The following is a 16,726-nucleotide window of genomic DNA, read 5'->3' on the forward strand; positions in this document are numbered from 1 at the left end:
TCATTCCGCGTCCGACTCCAGGTTCATCGAGTCGAGGATCTCGTCCGTTCGTGCCGCGAAGGTCGGGTCGCCGCTCGAGACCAGGGGCAGGTTGACGGGCTCGTCCCACACGCGGTTCCGGAGGAGAGCGTGGCGCACCCCCTCCCGAATGATCTCTGCCTCGCTGACACCGCGTCGGGCAGCGGCGATCTTGAGGTCCCGAAGGTCGTTCTCATCGAGGTAGACCGTGGTCCGTTTGAGCGCCATGTCCGTATGGTATCTCTGCCATACGTCTATGACCGGTTCTGTGACAGGGGCGATGGCGAGCATGTGCGGCTCCTGGGAGTGGTTGGCGAGGCGGCTGCGCCCAGCCTGCCCGGTGCGCCCGCGGGGCCGCGCGTCGGGCCGGGAATCAGTGCGGATACGCAACGTCCGCCCGCGACCTCGTACGCTTTTCCCGTGAGTCAGCCCGCTTCCGCCCAGCCCGACACCGCGCGCCAGGACACCGAGACCCCGCTCGACCTCTCGGGGTTCCGGACCAAGCCGGTGTCGTTCGTGCGCCGGTCCGGCCGGCTCACGGACAAGCAGAAGCGGCTCTGGGCAGAACGTCGCACGGCCTACGTGGTCGACGTGCCGCGAGCCATCGCCCGCACGTCCGTGCACCCGGGGTACGTGCTCGACGCCGCGGCGATCTTCGGGCGTACGGCCCCGCTGGTCGTGGAGATCGGCTCCGGCCTGGGGGACGCCGTCGTCGGCGCGGCCTCGACCGATCCCGGGCGGGACTACCTCGCGGTCGAGGTCTACCAGCCCGGGCTGGTGCACACGATCGCCCGCGCCGAGCGTGCCGGCACCGCCCTGGGCCGGGACGGGCTGCCCAACCTGCGCCTCGTGCAGGCCAACGCGGCCGAGCTGCTCGACACCACGGTCCCGGCCGGCTCCGTGGACGAGCTCTGGGTCTTCTTCCCGGACCCGTGGCACAAGGCCCGGCACCACAAGCGCCGCCTGGTGACCGCCGAGTTCGCGGCGCTCGCGGTGCGCGTGCTGCGGCCGGGCGGGACCCTCCGCCTCGCGACCGACTGGGCCGAGTACGCCGAGCAGATGATCGAGGTCCTGGAGGCCGACGAGAACCTCGTCAACGCGCACGGCCCGGGTGCCCGCGCCCCGCGGTTCGAGCGGCGGGTACTGACGGGGTTCGAGCGCAAGGCGCACGACGCCGGGCGCGAGATCGCGGACCTGGCGTACGTCCGGCGCTGATCTTGCGCTGACCTGCCGGTTCCCGTCGGCGAGCGGGTGAAAGCCGCGCCGTGTGTAACGACTTGGTCAAGTCGCTGAACGCGCCGTCTGATCTGTTTGCCCCAAACGTGTGAGGTGCGGCACATTGGGCCGGGTGCGAGATGCGCACACCGGGCCGCGGCAGAGCGCGCGCCCCCATGAGCCAATGGAGGCGTCATGAGTGACGTACAAGCTTCAGGGTCTGCAGAAACCGATTACCAACGCGTCGAGAGATCGGAAGAGTTCCAGAGCCTCCGCAAGGCCTTCCGGAACTTCGTCTTCCCGATGACGGCGCTGTTCCTCGTCTGGTACTTGCTGTACGCGCTCATGAGCACGTACGCGCACGAGTTCATGAGCATCCGGGTGGCCGGCACCATCACGGTGGGTCTGATCTTCGGGCTGCTGCAGTTCGTGTCCACGTTCGTCATCACCACGCTCTACGCGCGGTGGGCCAACAACAAGTTCGACGCCCGGGCCCAGGCCTTGCGCGAGGAGATCGAGGAGGGCGAGCTGTGAACGGGACAGTCATGGCCGCGGCGGCGACCAACGTCGGCAACACCTGGATCAACATCGGCATCTTCGCGGCGTTCGTGGTGGTCACGCTCATCGTCGTCTTCCGCGTCTCGCGGCAGAACAAGAGCGCCGCCGACTTCTACGCCGGCGGCCGCAACTTCACCGGCACGCAGAACGGCACCGCGATCGCGGGCGACTACCTGTCGGCCGCGAGCTTCCTCGGCATCGCGGGCGCCATCGCCGTCAACGGCTACGACGGCTTCCTGTACTCGATCGGCTTCCTCGTGGCCTGGCTGGTGGCCCTGCTGCTGGTCGCCGAGCTGCTGCGCAACACCGGCAAGTTCACGATGGCCGACGTGCTGTCGTTCCGGCTCAAGCAGCGGCCCATCCGCATGGCGGCGGCGCTGTCCACGCTCGCGGTCGTGTTCTTCTACCTGCTGGCCCAGATGGCCGGCGCGGGCGGGCTCGTCGCCCTGCTCCTCGGTATCACGGACAAGGGCGGCCAGGGCCTGGTCATCGCCGTCGTGGGCGCCCTCATGATCCTGTACGTGCTGGTGGGCGGCATGAAGGGCACCACGTGGGTGCAGATCATCAAGGCGACGCTGCTCATCCTGGGCGCCGGCGCGATGACGATCTGGGTGCTCGCGCGGTTCGGCTTCAACCTGTCCGCCGTCATGCAGGAGGCCGTGAACATGGCCGGCGAGAACGGCGAGGCGATCCTCGAACCGGGCCTGCAGTACGGGGCCTCGGCGATCTCGCAGCTCGACTTCCTGTCGCTCGCCCTGGCCCTGGTGCTCGGCACCGCGGGCCTGCCGCACGTGCTGATGCGCTTCTACACGGTGCCGTCGGCCAAGGAGGCCCGGAAGTCGGTGGTCGTGGCCATCTGGCTGATCGGCATCTTCTACCTGTTCACCCTGGTGCTCGGGTACGGCGCGGGCGCCCTGGTGGGTCCGGAGGCGATCCTGGCGGCGCCGGGCGGACAGAACTCGGCGGCACCGCTGCTCGCGTTCGAGCTCGGCGGCGAGATCCTGCTCGGCATCATCGCGGCGGTCGCCTTCGCGACCATCCTCGCGGTGGTGGCCGGTCTGACGATCACGGCGGCTGCGAGCTTCTCGCACGACATCTACGCCTCGATCATCAAGAAGGGGCAGGTGTCGCCCGACGGCGAGGTCCGCGTGGCCCGCTGGACCGTGGTCGTCATCGGCATCATCGCGATCATCGGCGGGATCTTCGCCAACGGGCAGAACATCGCGTTCCTCGTGGCGCTGGCGTTCTGCGTCGCGGCGGCGGCGAACCTGCCGACCATCATCTACTCGCTGTTCTGGAAGCGGTTCAACACCTCGGGCGCGCTCTGGAGCATCTACGGCGGCCTGATCTCGACCGTTGTCCTGATCATCTTCTCCCCGGTCGTCTCGGGGAAGCCGGCCGACCCGGTCACCGGGCTCAGCAAGTCGATGATCAGCAACCCGGACATCGACTTCCACTGGTTCCCGCTCGACAACCCGGGCATCGTGACCATCCCGCTCGCGTTCCTGCTCGGCATCGTCGGCACGTACCTGAGCAAGGAGCAGTCGCACCCGGAGAAGTACGCCGAGATGGAGGTCCGCTCCCTGACGGGCGCGGGCGCCGAGAAGGCCACCGCGCACTGACCCACCCCCTTCGTCGAGTGCTGACTGTTCGTCGGTCGGCGGGCCTCAGGCCCGCCGATAGCCAGCACTCGACGAAGGGGTGGGGCGGTACCGGGCGTCAGGAGCGGTGGCGGACGACGTCGTCGATCGCCGGCGCGAGCGCGGGCCAGCGGAAGTCGAAACCGGCGTCGGTGAGCCGCTCGGGCAGCACCCAGCGGCTCTTGAGCACCAGTTCCGCCTCGTTGCGCAGCACCCACACGGCAGGCTCCAGCAGCCAGCGCGGCGCCGGGATGCCCAGCGGCATGCGGGTCGCCCGGCGCAGCTCGGCCATCAGGGTCCGGTTGTCGACCGGGTGTGGCGCGGCGAGATTGACGGGTCCCGAGATCTCCTCGTGTTGCTCCAGGAACCGGACGGCCCGCAGCACGTCGTCGACGTGGATCCACGAGAACTTCTGCCGGCCGTCGCTGTGGTGCACCGGCACGGGGCCGCCCGTCGGCGAGTCGCCGATGCCGCGGTAGCGGTGGTGCTGGAACCACCACCCGTCGAGCTGCGGTCCGCCCACGCCGAACCGTGCCAGCCGCGCGAGCATGTCGGACGCCGGGCCGCCGAGCACGATCGCCATGCGCAGGGCGACCCGTCGGGTCTCCGGCAGCGGTCCCGCGAAGAACGCGTGCTCCCAGCTCCGCGCGACGTCCACGGAGAACCCGGCGCCGAGCTCGCCGCCGTCCTCGGTCTGCGGCCGGTCGAGCGCGTACCGGTAGATCGTGGCGGTGCTCGCGTTGAGCCACAGCCGCGGGGGACGGGCGCAGGTTGTGACGGCGTCGTGCAGCTGCCGGGTGGTCTCGACCCGGGACCGCAGGATCTCGTCGCGGTTCGGGTCCGTGTACCGGCAGCCCACGCTCTTGCCGGCGAGGTTGACCAGCAGGTCGGCGCCGTCCACCACGTCCCGGAGGGCCGCGGGGTCGTCGGACCACCGCACGTCGGGTCCGCCGCGGCCGACGCGTGCGACGTCGTAACCCCGCGTCGCGAGGTCGTCGACGAGCGCCCGCCCGATGAACCCGGTCCAACCCGCCACGACGGCCCGCTTCGCCTCGGTCATCGTTGCAGCGTATCGGCCGCCCTCCCCGCTGCGACCGTTGAGTGCTGGGTATGTGCTGCTCGGCGGGCCTCGGTCCGACAAATAGCCAGCACTCAACTAGGGGGTGGGGTCAGGGGGCGATCGTCAGCTCCGCGATCCGGTCGCCCGTCAGGGTGTAGCGGTACCGGAGGTCGACCACCCCGCCCGGGAAGTCGCCCTCCAGGTGACGGACGGCTGTCCAGCGGTCGGCCCCGTCCTGTCGGACGTCGGTGAGCTCGCTGGTGTACGTGTACTCGCTCGCCGCACGCGACAGCCAGGCGCGGATCTCGGCCACGCCCCGGTAGGTGCGGCCATCGTCGGTGACGACGGCGTCGGCCGCATAGCAGGCGAGCTCACGCTCGGCGTCACGGGCCTCGTGCGCCGCGAGGTGCGCGGTCAGGACGGCGGGCAGCGTCGGGTTCTCTTCGGTGTGCATGCTCCCCAGGCTCGGGTCTCCCGCAGGGAGAGGGTCAAGCCCCGCCGCGAAGGTCCGGGCGAGGGTGCACAGTGGTGCCGTGACCAGTGGTGCGTTGACCCGAAGCCTGACGATCGGCGAGTTCGCCGAGCTCACCCACCTGAGCGTCCGCACCCTGCGGCGCTACCACGAGTCCGGGCTGCTGGAGCCGGACCGGGTGGACCCCTTCAGTGGCTACCGGTACTACACGGCCGCGCAGATCCCGCAGGCGCAGGTGATCCACCGCCTGCGCGAGCTGGACGTGCCGCTGGCCGAGGTGCGGCAGATCCTCGCCACGTCCGACGCCGACGCGCGGGCCGGGCTGGTCGCCGGCCACCTCCACCGCCTGGAGGCCGAGCTGGACCGGACCCGGGCCGCCGTCGTCTCCCTGCGCCGGCTGCTCGACCCGGCGGCGCCGCCGGACGTCGTGCTGCGCGCGGAGCCGGCCCGGCTGGTCGCGGCGGTCGCCGGCGACGTCGCGCACGACGAGGTGCTGACCTGGTACGCGGACGCCATGACCGAGCTGGACGGGGCCCTGGCCGGGCACGAGCCGCTCGGGCCGGCGGGCGGCCACTACGACAACGCGCTGTTCCGGGACGGCCGCGGCCCGGTGCTGGTGTACCGGCCGGTGGCGGACCCGCCGGAGCACGGCCGGGTGCGGCCCGTCGAACTCCCCGCCGCGGAGCTCGCCACCGTCGTTCACCGTGGCCCGCACGACGACATCGACGTCACCTACGGGCGGCTCGGGGCCTGGGTCGTCGAGCACGCCCTCGCCGTCGACGGACCCGTGCACGAGACGTACCTGGTCACCCCGGCCGACACGCCGGACCGTTCCGCGTGGCGCACCGAGGTGGCCTGGCCGGTCTTCCGCCTCACCCCGTGACCACCGGCCCGCTCAGCGAGCGGGCTCCAGGCGGATCACCACCGACTTCGAGGCCGGGGTGTTGCTCTGGTCCGCCGTGTGGTCCAGGGGCACCAGCACGTTCGTCTCCGGGAAGTACGCCGCCGCGCAGCCCCGCGCCGTCGGGAACGAGACGGCGCGGAAGCCCTCCGCGCGGCGCTCGCCGACCTCGCCGTCCTGCCCCGGCCACTCGCTGATCAGGTTCACGGTGTCGCCGTCGGCGATCCCGCCGGCGGCCAGGTCGTCCGGGTGGACGAACACGACGCGCCGCCCGTTCTTCACGCCGCGGTAGCGGTCGTCGAGGCCGTAGACCGTGGTGTTGAACTGGTCGTGGGAGCGGACGGTCTGCAGCAGCAGCCGGCCCTCCGGCACCTGGACGATCTCGAGCTCGTTGACGGTGAAGTTGGCCTTGCCGGTCGACGTCGGGAACAGGCGGGCGTCGCGCGGCGGGTGCGGCAGCACGAACCCGCCGGGCTCGGAGACCCGGCGCTCGAAGTCCTCGAAGCCCGGGACCACGCGCGAGATCGAGTCGCGGATCCGCGAGTAGTCGGCGGCGAACTCCTCCCACGGCGTCGGGTCGTCCGGGCCGAGCGTGCGGCGGGCCAGGTCGCACAGGATGGCGGTCTCGCTGCGCAGGCTGTCCGAGACCGGGGCCAGCCGGCCGCGCGACGTGTGCACCACGCTCATCGAGTCCTCGACGGTGACGACCTGCTCGCGCCCGCCCGTCATGTCCCGCTCGGTGCGGCCGAAGCAGGGCAGCACCAGCGACCGCTTGCCGGGCAGCACGTGGGAGCGGTTCAGCTTGGTCGAGACGTGCACCGTGAGCGGCACCTCGCGCAGCGCGGCCTCCGTGACCGCGCTGTCCGGCGTGGCCGCGGCGAAGTTGCCGCCCACCGCCATGAAGACCCTGAGGTGCCCGTCGCGCAGCGCCCGGACCGTGTCGACGACGTCGTACCCGTGGGCGCGCGGCGGCTCGAAGCCGAACTCCGTGGCCAGCGCGTCCAGGAAGAGCTCGGTGGGCCGCTCCCAGATGCCCATGGTGCGGTCGCCCTGCACGTTGCTGTGGCCGCGGACGGGGCAGGCGCCCGCGCCAGGGCGGCCCACGTTGCCGCGCAGCAGCAGGAAGCTCACCACCTCACGGATGGTCGCCACAGCCTGCTTGTGCTGGGTCAGGCCCATCGCCCAGCAGACGATGATGCGGTCGGCGGCCTTCACGTCGTCGACGAACGCCTCGATCTCCGCCCAGTCCAGGCCGGTCGCCCGCTCGACGTCGGCCTGGTCGACGGCGCGCCAGGCGGCCGCCGCCTCCGGGAACCCGGAGGTGTGCTGCGCGATGAACTCGTGGTCCAGCACGGGGGCGTGCCCGGCGGTGCGCGCGTCGTCGTCGGCCTCGACCAGCAGGCGGTTCACCGCCTGGAACAGGGCCAGGTCGCCCGCGAGGCGGACCTGGAGGAACCGGTCGGCGAGCTTGGTGCCCTGCCCCACGACGCCGCGCACCCGCTGCGGGTTCTTGAAGGTCTGCAGCCCGGCCTCGGGCAGCGGGTTGATCGCCACGATCCGCGCCCCGCGATCCTTGGCCTCCTCCAGCGCCGTGAGCATGCGCGGGTGGTTGGTCCCGGGGTTCTGCCCGACGACGACGATCAGGTCCGCGTGGTCGGTGATGTCCTCCAGCGACACGCTGCCCTTGCCGATGCCCAGCGTCTCGACCAGGGCGGTGCCGGACGACTCGTGGCACATGTTCGAGCAGTCGGGGAGGTTGTTCGTGCCGAGCTTGCGCGCGAGGAGCTGGTAGAGGAACGCGGCCTCGTTGCTGGTGCGGCCCGACGTGTAGAACGCCGCCTCGTCCGGGGAGCCCAGCCCGCGCAGCTCGCCGGCGACCAGGTCCAGGGCCTCGTCCCAGGAGACCGGCCGGTAGTGGTCGGCGCCCTCGTCGCGCAGCATCGGCTCCGTGATCCGCCCCGACTTGCCCAGCCGGTGGTCGGTCCAGGTGGCCAGCTCCGAGATCGCGTGCTCGGCGAAGAACTCCGCGTCCGCGCGCTTGCGGGTGGCCTCCTCGGCCACCGCCTTGGCGCCGTTCTCGCAGAACTCGGCGAGGTGCGGCTTGCCCGGCTCGGGCCAGGCACAGCCCGGGCAGTCGAACCCGCGCTGCTGGTTGATCAGGGGCAGCGTGCGCAGGCCGCGCGCCACGCCGGCCTCCTCGAACACGTGCGCCAGGCCGTGGACCACCCCGGGAACGCCCGCGGCGGCCGTCTTGGGCGGTCCGACGCGCAGGGTCTGCTCGGGGGCGTCGGTACGGGCTTCGTCGCTCACGTCGGTCACCCTCCTGACCCTACGCCGGAGTCAACCGCATGTGGAGGCTGTGGACATATCGGTCAGGGGTCGCGGTTTGCTCCTGAGGTTCTGTTCAGACCACGAACCACTGCCCGCAGGAACCAGCTTGAAACGTTGCAGCATCGTGGCTTGAACAGAACCTCGGGGGCGTCCGTGCGTACTGGTGGACATATCGGTCTCGGCGGTGGGCGAAAGCGGTGCGAGACTGGCGGCATGGGAGTCGTCACCGACCGACGGCGCGTGGTGCGCGTCCGCGAGGGCGCCCGCGCGGCGCGTCCGGACACGCTCGCCGTCGAGGAACCGCTCATGGTCCGGCTGGTCGGGCCAGGTGCTCTGGTCGGCCGTGCGCGGGCGCTCGGCGCGGTCCGGGCGGGCGTGGTCCCGGTCGGCGGGGTGCTGCCGGACGGCGTCCTGCCGGGCGCCCCGCCCGCGGGGAGCACACTCACCGTCACGATGCGCACCCCCGGCGACGACTTCGACCTGGTCGCCGGCTGGCTCGTCTCGGAGGGCGCCGTCACGGCGCGCGAGGACATCGCGGGGATGCGGCTGTGCCCCGACGAGGACAACACGGTCGAGGTGGCGCTCGCGGCCGGCGTCGAGCCCCCGCGGCAGCGCGCGTTCGCGACGACCAGCGCGTGCGGGGTCTGCGGGTCGGACACCGTGGTCGAGGTACGGGCCGCGCTGCGCTGGCCGGTCGCGCGCGACACCGTCACCGTGGGCGCCGACGTGATCGCAGCCCTGCCCGACCTGCTCCGCGAGCGGCAGCGCGCCTTCGACCGCACGGGTGGCCTGCATGCCGCGGGCCTGTTCACCGCCGACGGCGAGCCGCTGTACGTGCGCGAGGACGTGGGCCGGCACAACGCCGTCGACAAGGTGGTGGGAGCCGCGCTGCGCGACGGCGCCCTGCCCGCTGCCGGGACGGTGCTCCAGGTCAGCGGGCGGGCGTCGTTCGAGCTGGTGCAGAAGGCCGCGCGGGCCGGGATCCCCGTGCTGTCCGCGATCTCGGCGCCGTCGACCCTCGCCGTGGACCTGGCCGAGGAGTGCGGCCTGACCCTGCTGGGGTTCGTCCGCGGCGACTCGATGAACGTCTACACGCGGGCCGACCGGCTGCGGTGACGCGCGGCCCGGTCGCCCCGTGTCTGAGCCTCACCCCGTGAACAGCGGGATGACGCTCCGGACCGTCTGGAACAGGCCGTAGGCCAGCGGCACGGTCACCACGGCCCAGGTGAGGATCAGCCGGGGTATCTGGTTCGACGGCGGCTGCGGGGCCGGTTCGGGGGTCTGCTCGGCCATGGTCACACCTTTCCTTCGGCGAACTCGTCCGTGCGGCCCGGCCGCTCGTGGAAGCGCGCCGCGACCGGGCGGACCAGGGCGTTGGCCACGAAGCCGACCGCGAGCACGGCCACCATGGTGAACAGCGCGGGCCGGTAGTCGGCCGCGACGAGCTCTCCCGGCGTGCCCTGGGCATCCAGGAAGCCGTTGATGATCAGCGGCCCGGCGACGCCCGCGGCCGACCACGCGGTGAGCAGGCGGCCGTGGATCGCGCCCACCTGGAAGGTGCCGAACAGGTCGCGCAGGTATGCGGGCACGGTGGCGAAGCCGCCGCCGTAGAAGGACAGGATCACGGCCGCCACCAGCACGAAGATCACGGTGGACGTGTGGCCGACCGTCGCCAGGAGCACGTACATGACCATGCCGACGCCCAGGTACATGACGTAGGTGGGCTTGCGGCCGATGTAGTCCGACGTGGAGGACCACACGAAGCGCCCCGCCATGTTGAACAGGGACAGGAACGCCACGAACCCGGCCGCCGTCGCCGGCGCGACCGAGGACATGCCGTCCTGGCGGAAGAAGTCCTGGATCATGGGCGCCGCCTGCTCCAGGATGCCGATGCCCGCCGTCACGTTGCAGAACAGCACGGTCCACAGGAACCAGAACTGCGGGGTCCTGATCGCGTTCGCCGCGGAGACGTTCGCGGTCGAGACCATCGGCTTGGCGGCGACGGCGGCGGCGTCGAACCCCGCGGGCGTCCAGCCGGGCGGCGGGACCTTCACCGTGAACACGCCCAGCATCATCACCAGGAAGTACGCGATGCCCAGGGTCACGAAGAGCGAGGTGACGGCGCTGCCCGAGGCCACGGAGGTGGGGTCGGCCGGGTCGTAGCCGCTGTCGTAACCGGCCATGAGCTGGCGGGACAGCGGCGAGGCGATGAGCGCGCCGCCGCCGAAACCCATGATGGCCATGCCCGTGGCCAGGCCCGGCCGGTCGGGGAACCACTTGATCAGCGTGGACACCGGCGAGATGTAGCCGATGCCCAGCCCGATGCCACCGATGAACCCGTACCCGACGTAGACCAGCCACAGCTGCGACGTCGCGATGCCGAGCGCCCCGACGAGGAACCCGGAGGCCCAGAAACAGGCCGACGCGAACATCGCGGCGCGGGGCCCGGCCCGCTCCACCCAGGTGCCCAGCACGGCGGCCGAGAGGCCGAGCATGACGATGGCGATCGAGAAGATGACGCCGATCGCGGTGAGGCTCGACTCGAAGTGGGCGACCAGCGCGCTCTTGTAGACGCTGGTGGCGTACGCCTGGCCGATGCACAGATGGATGGCCAGCGCGGCCGGCGGGATGAGCCACCTGCTGTAGCCGGGCTTTGCCACCGTGTGCTCGCGGTCGAGGAACGACAGCGCCATGCGCACCTCCTCGTGCTCAGGGGATCAGACGCACGAGGTGCGGTTTCTCCCGTTTGCGTGCGCACGCTACTGGCGCTGGATGCCCGGGTCAATGGTCTGCGCAGGCGCGGCCGGCTCAGTGCTGCGGGCTGCGCACGGCGGCCAGGAACAGGGGCAGGCGGGTCTCGGTGTGCGCGATCCGGAGCAGGTAGGGGCGGTCGACCGTCATGCGGACGGCAGGCTCCTCGGGCATGGCGCTGGTCGCCTCGGCGGCGATCTCGGTGACGGCCGCCGCGACGGTGCCATCCTCGTCCAGGTTCAGGTGGGCCTGCTGCAGCACCTGGCTCACCCGGAGCTGCTCGGCGGTGCTGATGCCCGACAGGTCGGGGGAGTCGTACAGGCCGGCGAGACCCGCCCGCTCCAGGGCCGGGGCCAGGTCGAGCGTGGGCGGCTCGAGCTCCAGCGTCGGCATGGTGAGCTCGACCACCTGGGGCGCGGCGTCGTCGAGCGCGGTGGTGAGGGTGGTCAGCGTCCCGGGGTCGACGTCGGCCGGGTCGGTGCCCTCCGGCGGCAGCAGGAGGTCCGCGTGGAACGCCTCGGCGTAGGGGAGGCGGACCGCGGCCCAGCCGTCGCTCTCGGCGTAGGCCCACGGCCGCGTGCCGCGCAGCATCTCGGTCGGGGCGGTGCCGCCCGGTCCGGTGAAGTCCTGGTCGCCGGTCGACGCCTCGTCGAACGGGCTCTGCCAGCGCGCCGCGAGCAGGATCGCGTTCTGCAGCACCAGACGCAGCGACGGGTCGGGCTCGATCGCCGACTCCTCGATCAGCCCGCCGGTGTGGTGGTTCACCCAGGAGTCGAGCACCTTCTTGCCCTCACCGCCGCCCAGGTCGGTGCGCTGCACGCCGGCGTCGAACGCGGACGCGAGCGCGTCGAGGTAGTCCGGCTCGACGGTCAGCTCGTCGTCGAGCACCGCCTGGTCGGCCAGGTGCAGCACGGGGCGTTCGGGGAGCTCGTCGTCCTGCACGACGGCGGGGTCGCCGTCGTGCTTCGCCAGCTCGCCCTGCAGGGCGTTGTAGGCGGACGTGCGTTCCTCGCCGGCGGCACCGAGCGCCGCGTCCAGGGTCGTGGCGGTCTCGCCGCGCGCCCCCTCGGCCAGCAGGGCCAGGGCGAAGGACAGGGACGCGGGGGAGACCAGGGCGTTCTCCTTCGGCTCCGCCGTCGCGCGCAGGGCGAGCAGGCCGAGCTCCTCGGTCGCGGCGACGGCGTCCGGCCCGGCGGCCGCGTCCGCGGGGGCGACGACGACGCGCGCGGTGTCGGAGCGCACCAGGCCCTCGTCGGCGGCCGGGGCGCAACCGGTCAGGGCGAGGGCGGCGGCCGCGGCGGCCGACGTCGCGGCCGCCGCCCGACGACGTGCGCGGTGCGGGGCGGTGCTGGGGCTGACGGTCCTGGGGCGATGCTGCACGGGAATCCTCCGGTTCGGGGGCCCGCGCTCGCGGGCGGGTCCTGCTCCGGATATGTCGCCAACCGCCCCGGCCTTGCACCCACGTCCGGGTCAGACCCACAGGTCACCCGGGTGACCCGGAGGCCTGACACGCGCGGGCGGATGCGACAGATGTCGGTGGCGCCGGGCACAATCTGTCCCGACCATCCGGCTGGGTCTCGACCCCTGAAGTGAGGTACAGGACGTTGGCAAGTATCAACCAGCGCATCGCTGAGGAGCTGGGCGTTCGGGAGGGGCAGGTGACCGCGGCCGTCGACCTGCTCGACGGCGGCGCGACCGTGCCGTTCATCGCCCGCTACCGCAAGGAGGTGACGGGCACCCTCGACGACGCGCAGCTGCGCACCCTCGAGGAGCGGCTGCGGTACCTGCGCGAGCTCGAGGAGCGGCGCGCGGCGATCCTGGCGTCGGTGCAGGAGCAGGGCAAGCTCACGGACGAGCTGCGGGCCCAGATCCTGGCGGCGGAGACCAAGTCGCGTCTGGAGGACATCTACCTCCCCTACAAGCCCAAGCGGCGCACCAAGGCGCAGATCGCGCGCGAGGCCGGCCTGGAGCCGCTCGCCGACGCCCTGCTCGGCGACCCGTCGCTGGACCCGCAGGAGACGGCGGGCCCGTACGTCGACGCCGACAGGGGCGTGGCCGACGCCGCCGCGGCGCTCGACGGCGCCCGGGCGATCCTCGTGGAGCGCATGGGGGAGGACGCCGACCTGATCGGCACCCTGCGCGAGCGGCTGTGGAAGCGCGGGCGCATGCTGTCCGCCGTCCGCGACGGCGCGCAGGACAAGGGCGCCAAGTTCTCGGACTACTTCGAGTTCGCCGAGGCCCTGTCCAGCCTGCCCTCGCACCGTGTGCTCGCCCTGTTCCGGGGCGAGAAGGAGGACGTGCTGGACCTGACGATCGAGCCCGAGGAGGGCATCGAGGCCGGCGTGCCGACGTCGTACGAGGGCACGATCGCGCACCAGTTCGGCATCGCCAACCAGGGCCGCCCGGCCGACCGCTGGCTGAACGACACGGTCCGCTGGGCCTGGCGCACCAAGATCCTGGTGCACCTCGGCATCGACGTGCGGCTGCGGCTGCGCTCCGAGGCGGAGGACGAGGCGGTGCGCGTCTTCGCCGCGAACCTGCGCGACCTGCTGCTCGCGGCGCCCGCCGGCACGCGGGCCACGATGGGCCTCGACCCGGGCCTGCGCACGGGCGTCAAGGTCGCCGTCGTCGACGCCACGGGCAAGGTCGTGGAGCACGCGACCATCTACCCGCACCAGCCGGCCAACCGCTGGGACGAGTCGCTGGCCGTGCTGGCCCGGCTCGCCCAGAAGCATCAGGTGGACCTGGTCGCGATCGGCAACGGCACGGCATCGCGCGAGACCGAGCGGCTGGCCGCCGAACTGATGAAGAAGGTGCCGGAGCTCGGCCTGACCAAGGCGGTCGTGTCCGAGGCCGGCGCGTCCGTGTACTCGGCGTCCGCCTACGCGAGTGCGGAGCTGCCCGACCTGGACGTGTCCATCCGGGGCGCCGTCTCGATCGCGCGCCGCCTCCAGGACCCGCTCGCCGAGCTCGTGAAGATCGATCCCAAGTCGATCGGCGTGGGCCAGTACCAGCACGACATCACCGAGACCAAGCTGTCGCGGTCGCTGGACGCCGTGGTGGAGGACTGCGTCAACGGCGTCGGCGTGGACCTCAACACGGCGTCGGTGCCGCTGCTGTCGCGCGTCTCGGGCATCACCTCGACGCTCGCGGAGAACATCGTGGCCCACCGGGACGCCAACGGCCCGTACGCGTCGCGTGCGGCGCTGAAGAACGTACCGCGCCTGGGCCCCAAGGCGTTCGAGCAGTGCGCGGGCTTCCTCAAGGTCTCCGGGGGCGACGAACCGCTGGACGCGTCGTCGGTGCACCCCGAGGCGTACCCGCTGGCGCGGCGCATCGTGACGGCGTCGGGCGCGGACGTGCAGGCGCTGATCGGGAACGGCGGCGCCCTGCGCACGCTGAAGCCCACCCAGTTCGTGGACGAGACGTTCGGTCTGCCCACCGTGACCGACATCTTCGCGGAGCTGGAGAAGCCTGGTCGCGACCCGCGTCCGGCGTTCACCACGGCGTCCTTCGCGGACGGCGTCGAGACCCTGGGCGACCTGGTGCCCGGCATGGTGCTGGAGGGGCAGGTCACCAACGTCGCCGCGTTCGGCGCGTTCGTGGACATCGGCGTGCACCAGGACGGGCTCGTGCACGTCTCGGCCATGTCCAAGAACTTCGTCAGCGACCCGCGCGAGGTCGTGAAGTCCGGCGACATCGTCAAGGTGAAGGTCCTGGACGTCGACCTCCCGCGCAAGCGGGTCTCCCTGACCCTGCGGCTGGACGACGAGGTCGGCGCGGCCCCCGGCGGCCGCAGCTCGGGAAGCTCCGGCGGCGGTCAGCGCGGGGGGCGCCCGGGCGGTGGCGAGGGTCGCGGGGGCCGAGGTCAGGGCCAGGGCGGCCAGGGCGGCCAGCGTGGTCAGGGCGGACAGGGCGGCCGCGGGCGCCCGGCCCCGGCGGACACCGCCATGGCGGATGCCCTCCGCCGCGCGGGCCTGGCCTGACGCGCCGCGGGCGCTGCCCGCGAGGTGCTCGAACGTAGGGTTGGTCGCCGCATGACGTCTGATGGGGCGACCAACCCTACGTTGGCGCTGTCAGGGTGCTTTACGTGCGAGACTGGGGCGCAAGGTCGGCACCGGACGGAGACCAAGTACGCCTCGTGACCCGCAGCGCAGAGAGCACGACCCGGCGACGCCGGCGCGAGGAGCTGCTGAGCACCTCGATCGACGTGGCGCGCCGGCTGCTCGCCGAGGGCGGGCTGGAGAGCGTGACGATGCTGGCCGTCAGCCGCGAGATCGGCATCGCCGGGCCAGGGCTCTACCGGTACTTCCCGAGCCGTTCCGACCTGCTGCGGGCCACGTACCGGCATGTGCTCGACGAGCTGGTCGCGCACGTCCGCGCGGCGGCCGCCCGCCAGCCCGCAGGTGACCGCGCCGCCGAGGTGCACGCGCTGACCTACGCGATGTTCGCCTGGTGTGTGGCGCACCCCCACGAGTTCGACCTGCTGCTGGGCGCCGGCCTGCGGCTGGCCCGTGAGGACGGTGCCGTGGCGGGCGAGGCCGGCGGCGGCACGTTCTACGAGGTGGCGGCGCTCGCGTTCCCGGCGGTCGCCGCCCAGTGGGCCGACGGCGCGGCCCGGTTCGACGAGCCGGTCTCCCCGGAGCTCGAGGCCGAGCTGACCGCCCGCCGCGACGCCCTGCTCGCGGCGTTCCCCGACGCTCCCCGCGCGGTGCCGCTCGGGCTGGTCGCCGCCGTCCGGGTCGCCTGGCAACGCACTTTCGGCCTGCTGTGCATGACGGTCTACAACCACGTGCTCGAACCCGACGGCCCGGTGCGGCACGCCTACATCACCGCGCTGCTCGGCGACCTGAACGAGCGCAACCTCGCGCTCTTCGGCATGACGCCCAGCCCCGCCGTCCTGCTGGAGCCGGTGTTCGGCGGCTCCGGTGAACGGTGCGGGTCATGACCCCGCGCCGGCCCACGGGCCGTCGCGCCCGGCTGCGCCGCGAGCTGCTGGAGGAGGCGCTGGCCTCGGCGCGCCGCCTGCTGGAGGAGCACGGCGTGGACGCCGTCACGATGCAGGCCGTCGCCAAGGACGTCGGGATCGCCGCGCCCGGCCTGTACCGGTACTTCGACGGCCGGCCCGGGCTGCTGCACGCCACCCACCAGCACGTGATCGACGAGCTCCTGGCCGCCGTGGAGCGCGCCCGGGCGCGGCAGCCCGCGGACGACCCCGCCGCGCAGTGCCACGGCGTGATCCACGAGCTGTTCCGCTGGTGCCTCACGCATCGCAACGAGTACGACCTGCTGATGTCGGGTCGCCTGCGGATTCGCGGTCAGGAGGGCGACACCGCCGACGACCCCCGCTACCCGCCGCTGATGTCCCTCGACCGCGTGGGCGGCGCGTTCACGCCGATCGCCCTCGCCTGGTGGCAGGCGGGCTGCCCGGTGGTGCCCGACGACGAGATCGCACCCGACCTGCTCCCGCACCTGCGGGCCGCGCGCGACGCCATGCCGGCGGTCCCCGGCTTCCCGCCGGACGTCCCGCTCGGGCTGCTGCACGCGATGAACCTGTGCTCGGCGCGGCTCTGGGGCCTGCTCACCCTGACCGTCTACGGCCACGTGGGCGACGTCGACGACCCGGCAGCCTTGGCGCACCTGGACGCGCTGGTGCAGGACCTCGTGGCCGACGTCCTGGACGGCTTCGGCCAGAAGGCCTCGGCCGGTGTCGTGCCGGGGCAGGGGCCGCGCTCCCGCCGCGCCTGATCCAGGATTCGCCCCCTGCCCGATGGACCGGT

At 72.5% G+C, this 16,726-nt stretch carries 15 protein-coding genes; 8 read left to right on the plus strand and 7 right to left on the minus strand.

The window, feature by feature from the left end:
• Positions 1-309 (minus strand): CopG family transcriptional regulator, encoded by a 309-nt coding sequence (locus ACH47X_RS00555; RefSeq protein ID WP_397400398.1) that lies wholly within the window; start codon positions 307-309, stop codon positions 1-3.
• Positions 310-438: 129 nt separating this feature from the next.
• Here ACH47X_RS00555 and trmB point away from each other — a divergent pair, with 129 nt between their 5' ends.
• The 3 genes from trmB (at position 439) to ACH47X_RS00570 (ending at position 3,413) form a co-directional block, all read left to right on the plus strand.
• Positions 439-1,233: a tRNA (guanosine(46)-N7)-methyltransferase TrmB gene (gene trmB, locus ACH47X_RS00560; protein ID WP_397400400.1), complete on the plus strand. Its 795-nt coding sequence runs from the start codon at positions 439-441 to the stop codon at positions 1,231-1,233.
• Positions 1,234-1,428: 195 nt separating this feature from the next.
• Complete coding sequence (locus ACH47X_RS00565; protein WP_036962868.1) at positions 1,429-1,767, plus strand: DUF485 domain-containing protein; 339 nt, start codon at positions 1,429-1,431, stop codon at positions 1,765-1,767.
• 11 nt (positions 1,768-1,778) lie between these two features.
• Entirely contained in the window at positions 1,779-3,413 is a 1,635-nt protein-coding gene (locus ACH47X_RS00570; RefSeq protein ID WP_397401494.1) for a cation acetate symporter, read from the plus strand.
• A gap of 97 nt (positions 3,414-3,510) precedes the next feature.
• On the opposite strand, the gene ACH47X_RS00575 is transcribed toward ACH47X_RS00570, so the two are convergent.
• Together ACH47X_RS00575 and ACH47X_RS00580 are read right to left on the minus strand one after the other, a co-directional pair.
• Positions 3,511-4,491 carry an epimerase gene (locus ACH47X_RS00575; RefSeq protein WP_397400403.1) on the minus strand — a complete coding sequence of 327 codons (981 nt, stop codon included), beginning with the start codon at positions 4,489-4,491 and terminating at the stop codon, positions 3,511-3,513.
• A gap of 109 nt (positions 4,492-4,600) precedes the next feature.
• The gene (locus ACH47X_RS00580) at positions 4,601-4,945 is read right to left on the minus strand and encodes a nuclear transport factor 2 family protein (RefSeq protein WP_397400405.1); all 345 of its coding nucleotides are present in this window, start codon (positions 4,943-4,945) and stop codon (positions 4,601-4,603) included.
• 79 nt (positions 4,946-5,024) lie between these two features.
• Between ACH47X_RS00580 and ACH47X_RS00585 the strand changes: the two genes are divergently transcribed.
• The gene (locus ACH47X_RS00585) at positions 5,025-5,846 is read left to right on the plus strand and encodes a MerR family transcriptional regulator (protein WP_397400407.1); all 822 of its coding nucleotides are present in this window, start codon (positions 5,025-5,027) and stop codon (positions 5,844-5,846) included.
• A 12-nt stretch (positions 5,847-5,858) separates the two neighbouring features.
• On the opposite strand, the gene ACH47X_RS00590 is transcribed toward ACH47X_RS00585, so the two are convergent.
• Positions 5,859-8,183 (minus strand): FdhF/YdeP family oxidoreductase, encoded by a 2,325-nt coding sequence (locus ACH47X_RS00590; RefSeq protein WP_397400409.1) that lies wholly within the window; start codon positions 8,181-8,183, stop codon positions 5,859-5,861.
• A gap of 225 nt (positions 8,184-8,408) precedes the next feature.
• Between ACH47X_RS00590 and fdhD the strand changes: the two genes are divergently transcribed.
• The gene (gene fdhD / locus ACH47X_RS00595) at positions 8,409-9,311 is read left to right on the plus strand and encodes a formate dehydrogenase accessory sulfurtransferase FdhD (RefSeq protein WP_397400411.1); all 903 of its coding nucleotides are present in this window, start codon (positions 8,409-8,411) and stop codon (positions 9,309-9,311) included.
• 30 nt (positions 9,312-9,341) lie between these two features.
• On the opposite strand, the gene ACH47X_RS00600 is transcribed toward fdhD, so the two are convergent.
• From ACH47X_RS00600 to ACH47X_RS00610, 3 genes are all read right to left on the minus strand, one after another.
• Positions 9,342-9,488, minus strand: a complete 147-nt coding sequence (locus tag ACH47X_RS00600) for an MFS transporter small subunit (RefSeq protein WP_397400413.1) — start codon at positions 9,486-9,488, stop codon at positions 9,342-9,344.
• A 2-nt stretch (positions 9,489-9,490) separates the two neighbouring features.
• On the minus strand, positions 9,491-10,888 hold the full coding sequence (locus ACH47X_RS00605; RefSeq protein WP_397400415.1) for an OFA family MFS transporter: 1,398 nt from the start codon (positions 10,886-10,888) through the stop codon (positions 9,491-9,493).
• Between the two features lie 115 nt (positions 10,889-11,003).
• Positions 11,004-12,326: a serpin family protein gene (locus ACH47X_RS00610; protein WP_397400417.1), complete on the minus strand. Its 1,323-nt coding sequence runs from the start codon at positions 12,324-12,326 to the stop codon at positions 11,004-11,006.
• 224 nt (positions 12,327-12,550) lie between these two features.
• Here ACH47X_RS00610 and ACH47X_RS00615 point away from each other — a divergent pair, with 224 nt between their 5' ends.
• The 3 genes from ACH47X_RS00615 to ACH47X_RS00625 all read left to right on the plus strand — a co-directional run bounded on the left by ACH47X_RS00615 (position 12,551) and on the right by ACH47X_RS00625 (position 16,694).
• The gene (locus tag ACH47X_RS00615; protein ID WP_397400419.1) at positions 12,551-14,932 is read left to right on the plus strand and encodes a Tex family protein; all 2,382 of its coding nucleotides are present in this window, start codon (positions 12,551-12,553) and stop codon (positions 14,930-14,932) included.
• Between the two features lie 155 nt (positions 14,933-15,087).
• A complete protein-coding gene (locus ACH47X_RS00620) occupies positions 15,088-15,894 on the plus strand; it encodes a TetR/AcrR family transcriptional regulator (protein WP_397400421.1) in 807 nt (268 codons plus the stop codon).
• On the plus strand, positions 15,891-16,694 hold the full coding sequence (locus ACH47X_RS00625) for a TetR/AcrR family transcriptional regulator (RefSeq protein ID WP_397400423.1): 804 nt from the start codon (positions 15,891-15,893) through the stop codon (positions 16,692-16,694). The genes ACH47X_RS00620 and ACH47X_RS00625 overlap by 4 nt, the downstream gene beginning before the upstream one ends.
• Positions 16,695-16,726: the final 32 nt, after the last annotated feature.

The organism is Promicromonospora kroppenstedtii, assembly GCF_044389675.1.
Classification (GTDB): Bacteria; Actinomycetota; Actinomycetes; order Actinomycetales; family Cellulomonadaceae; genus Promicromonospora; species Promicromonospora kroppenstedtii.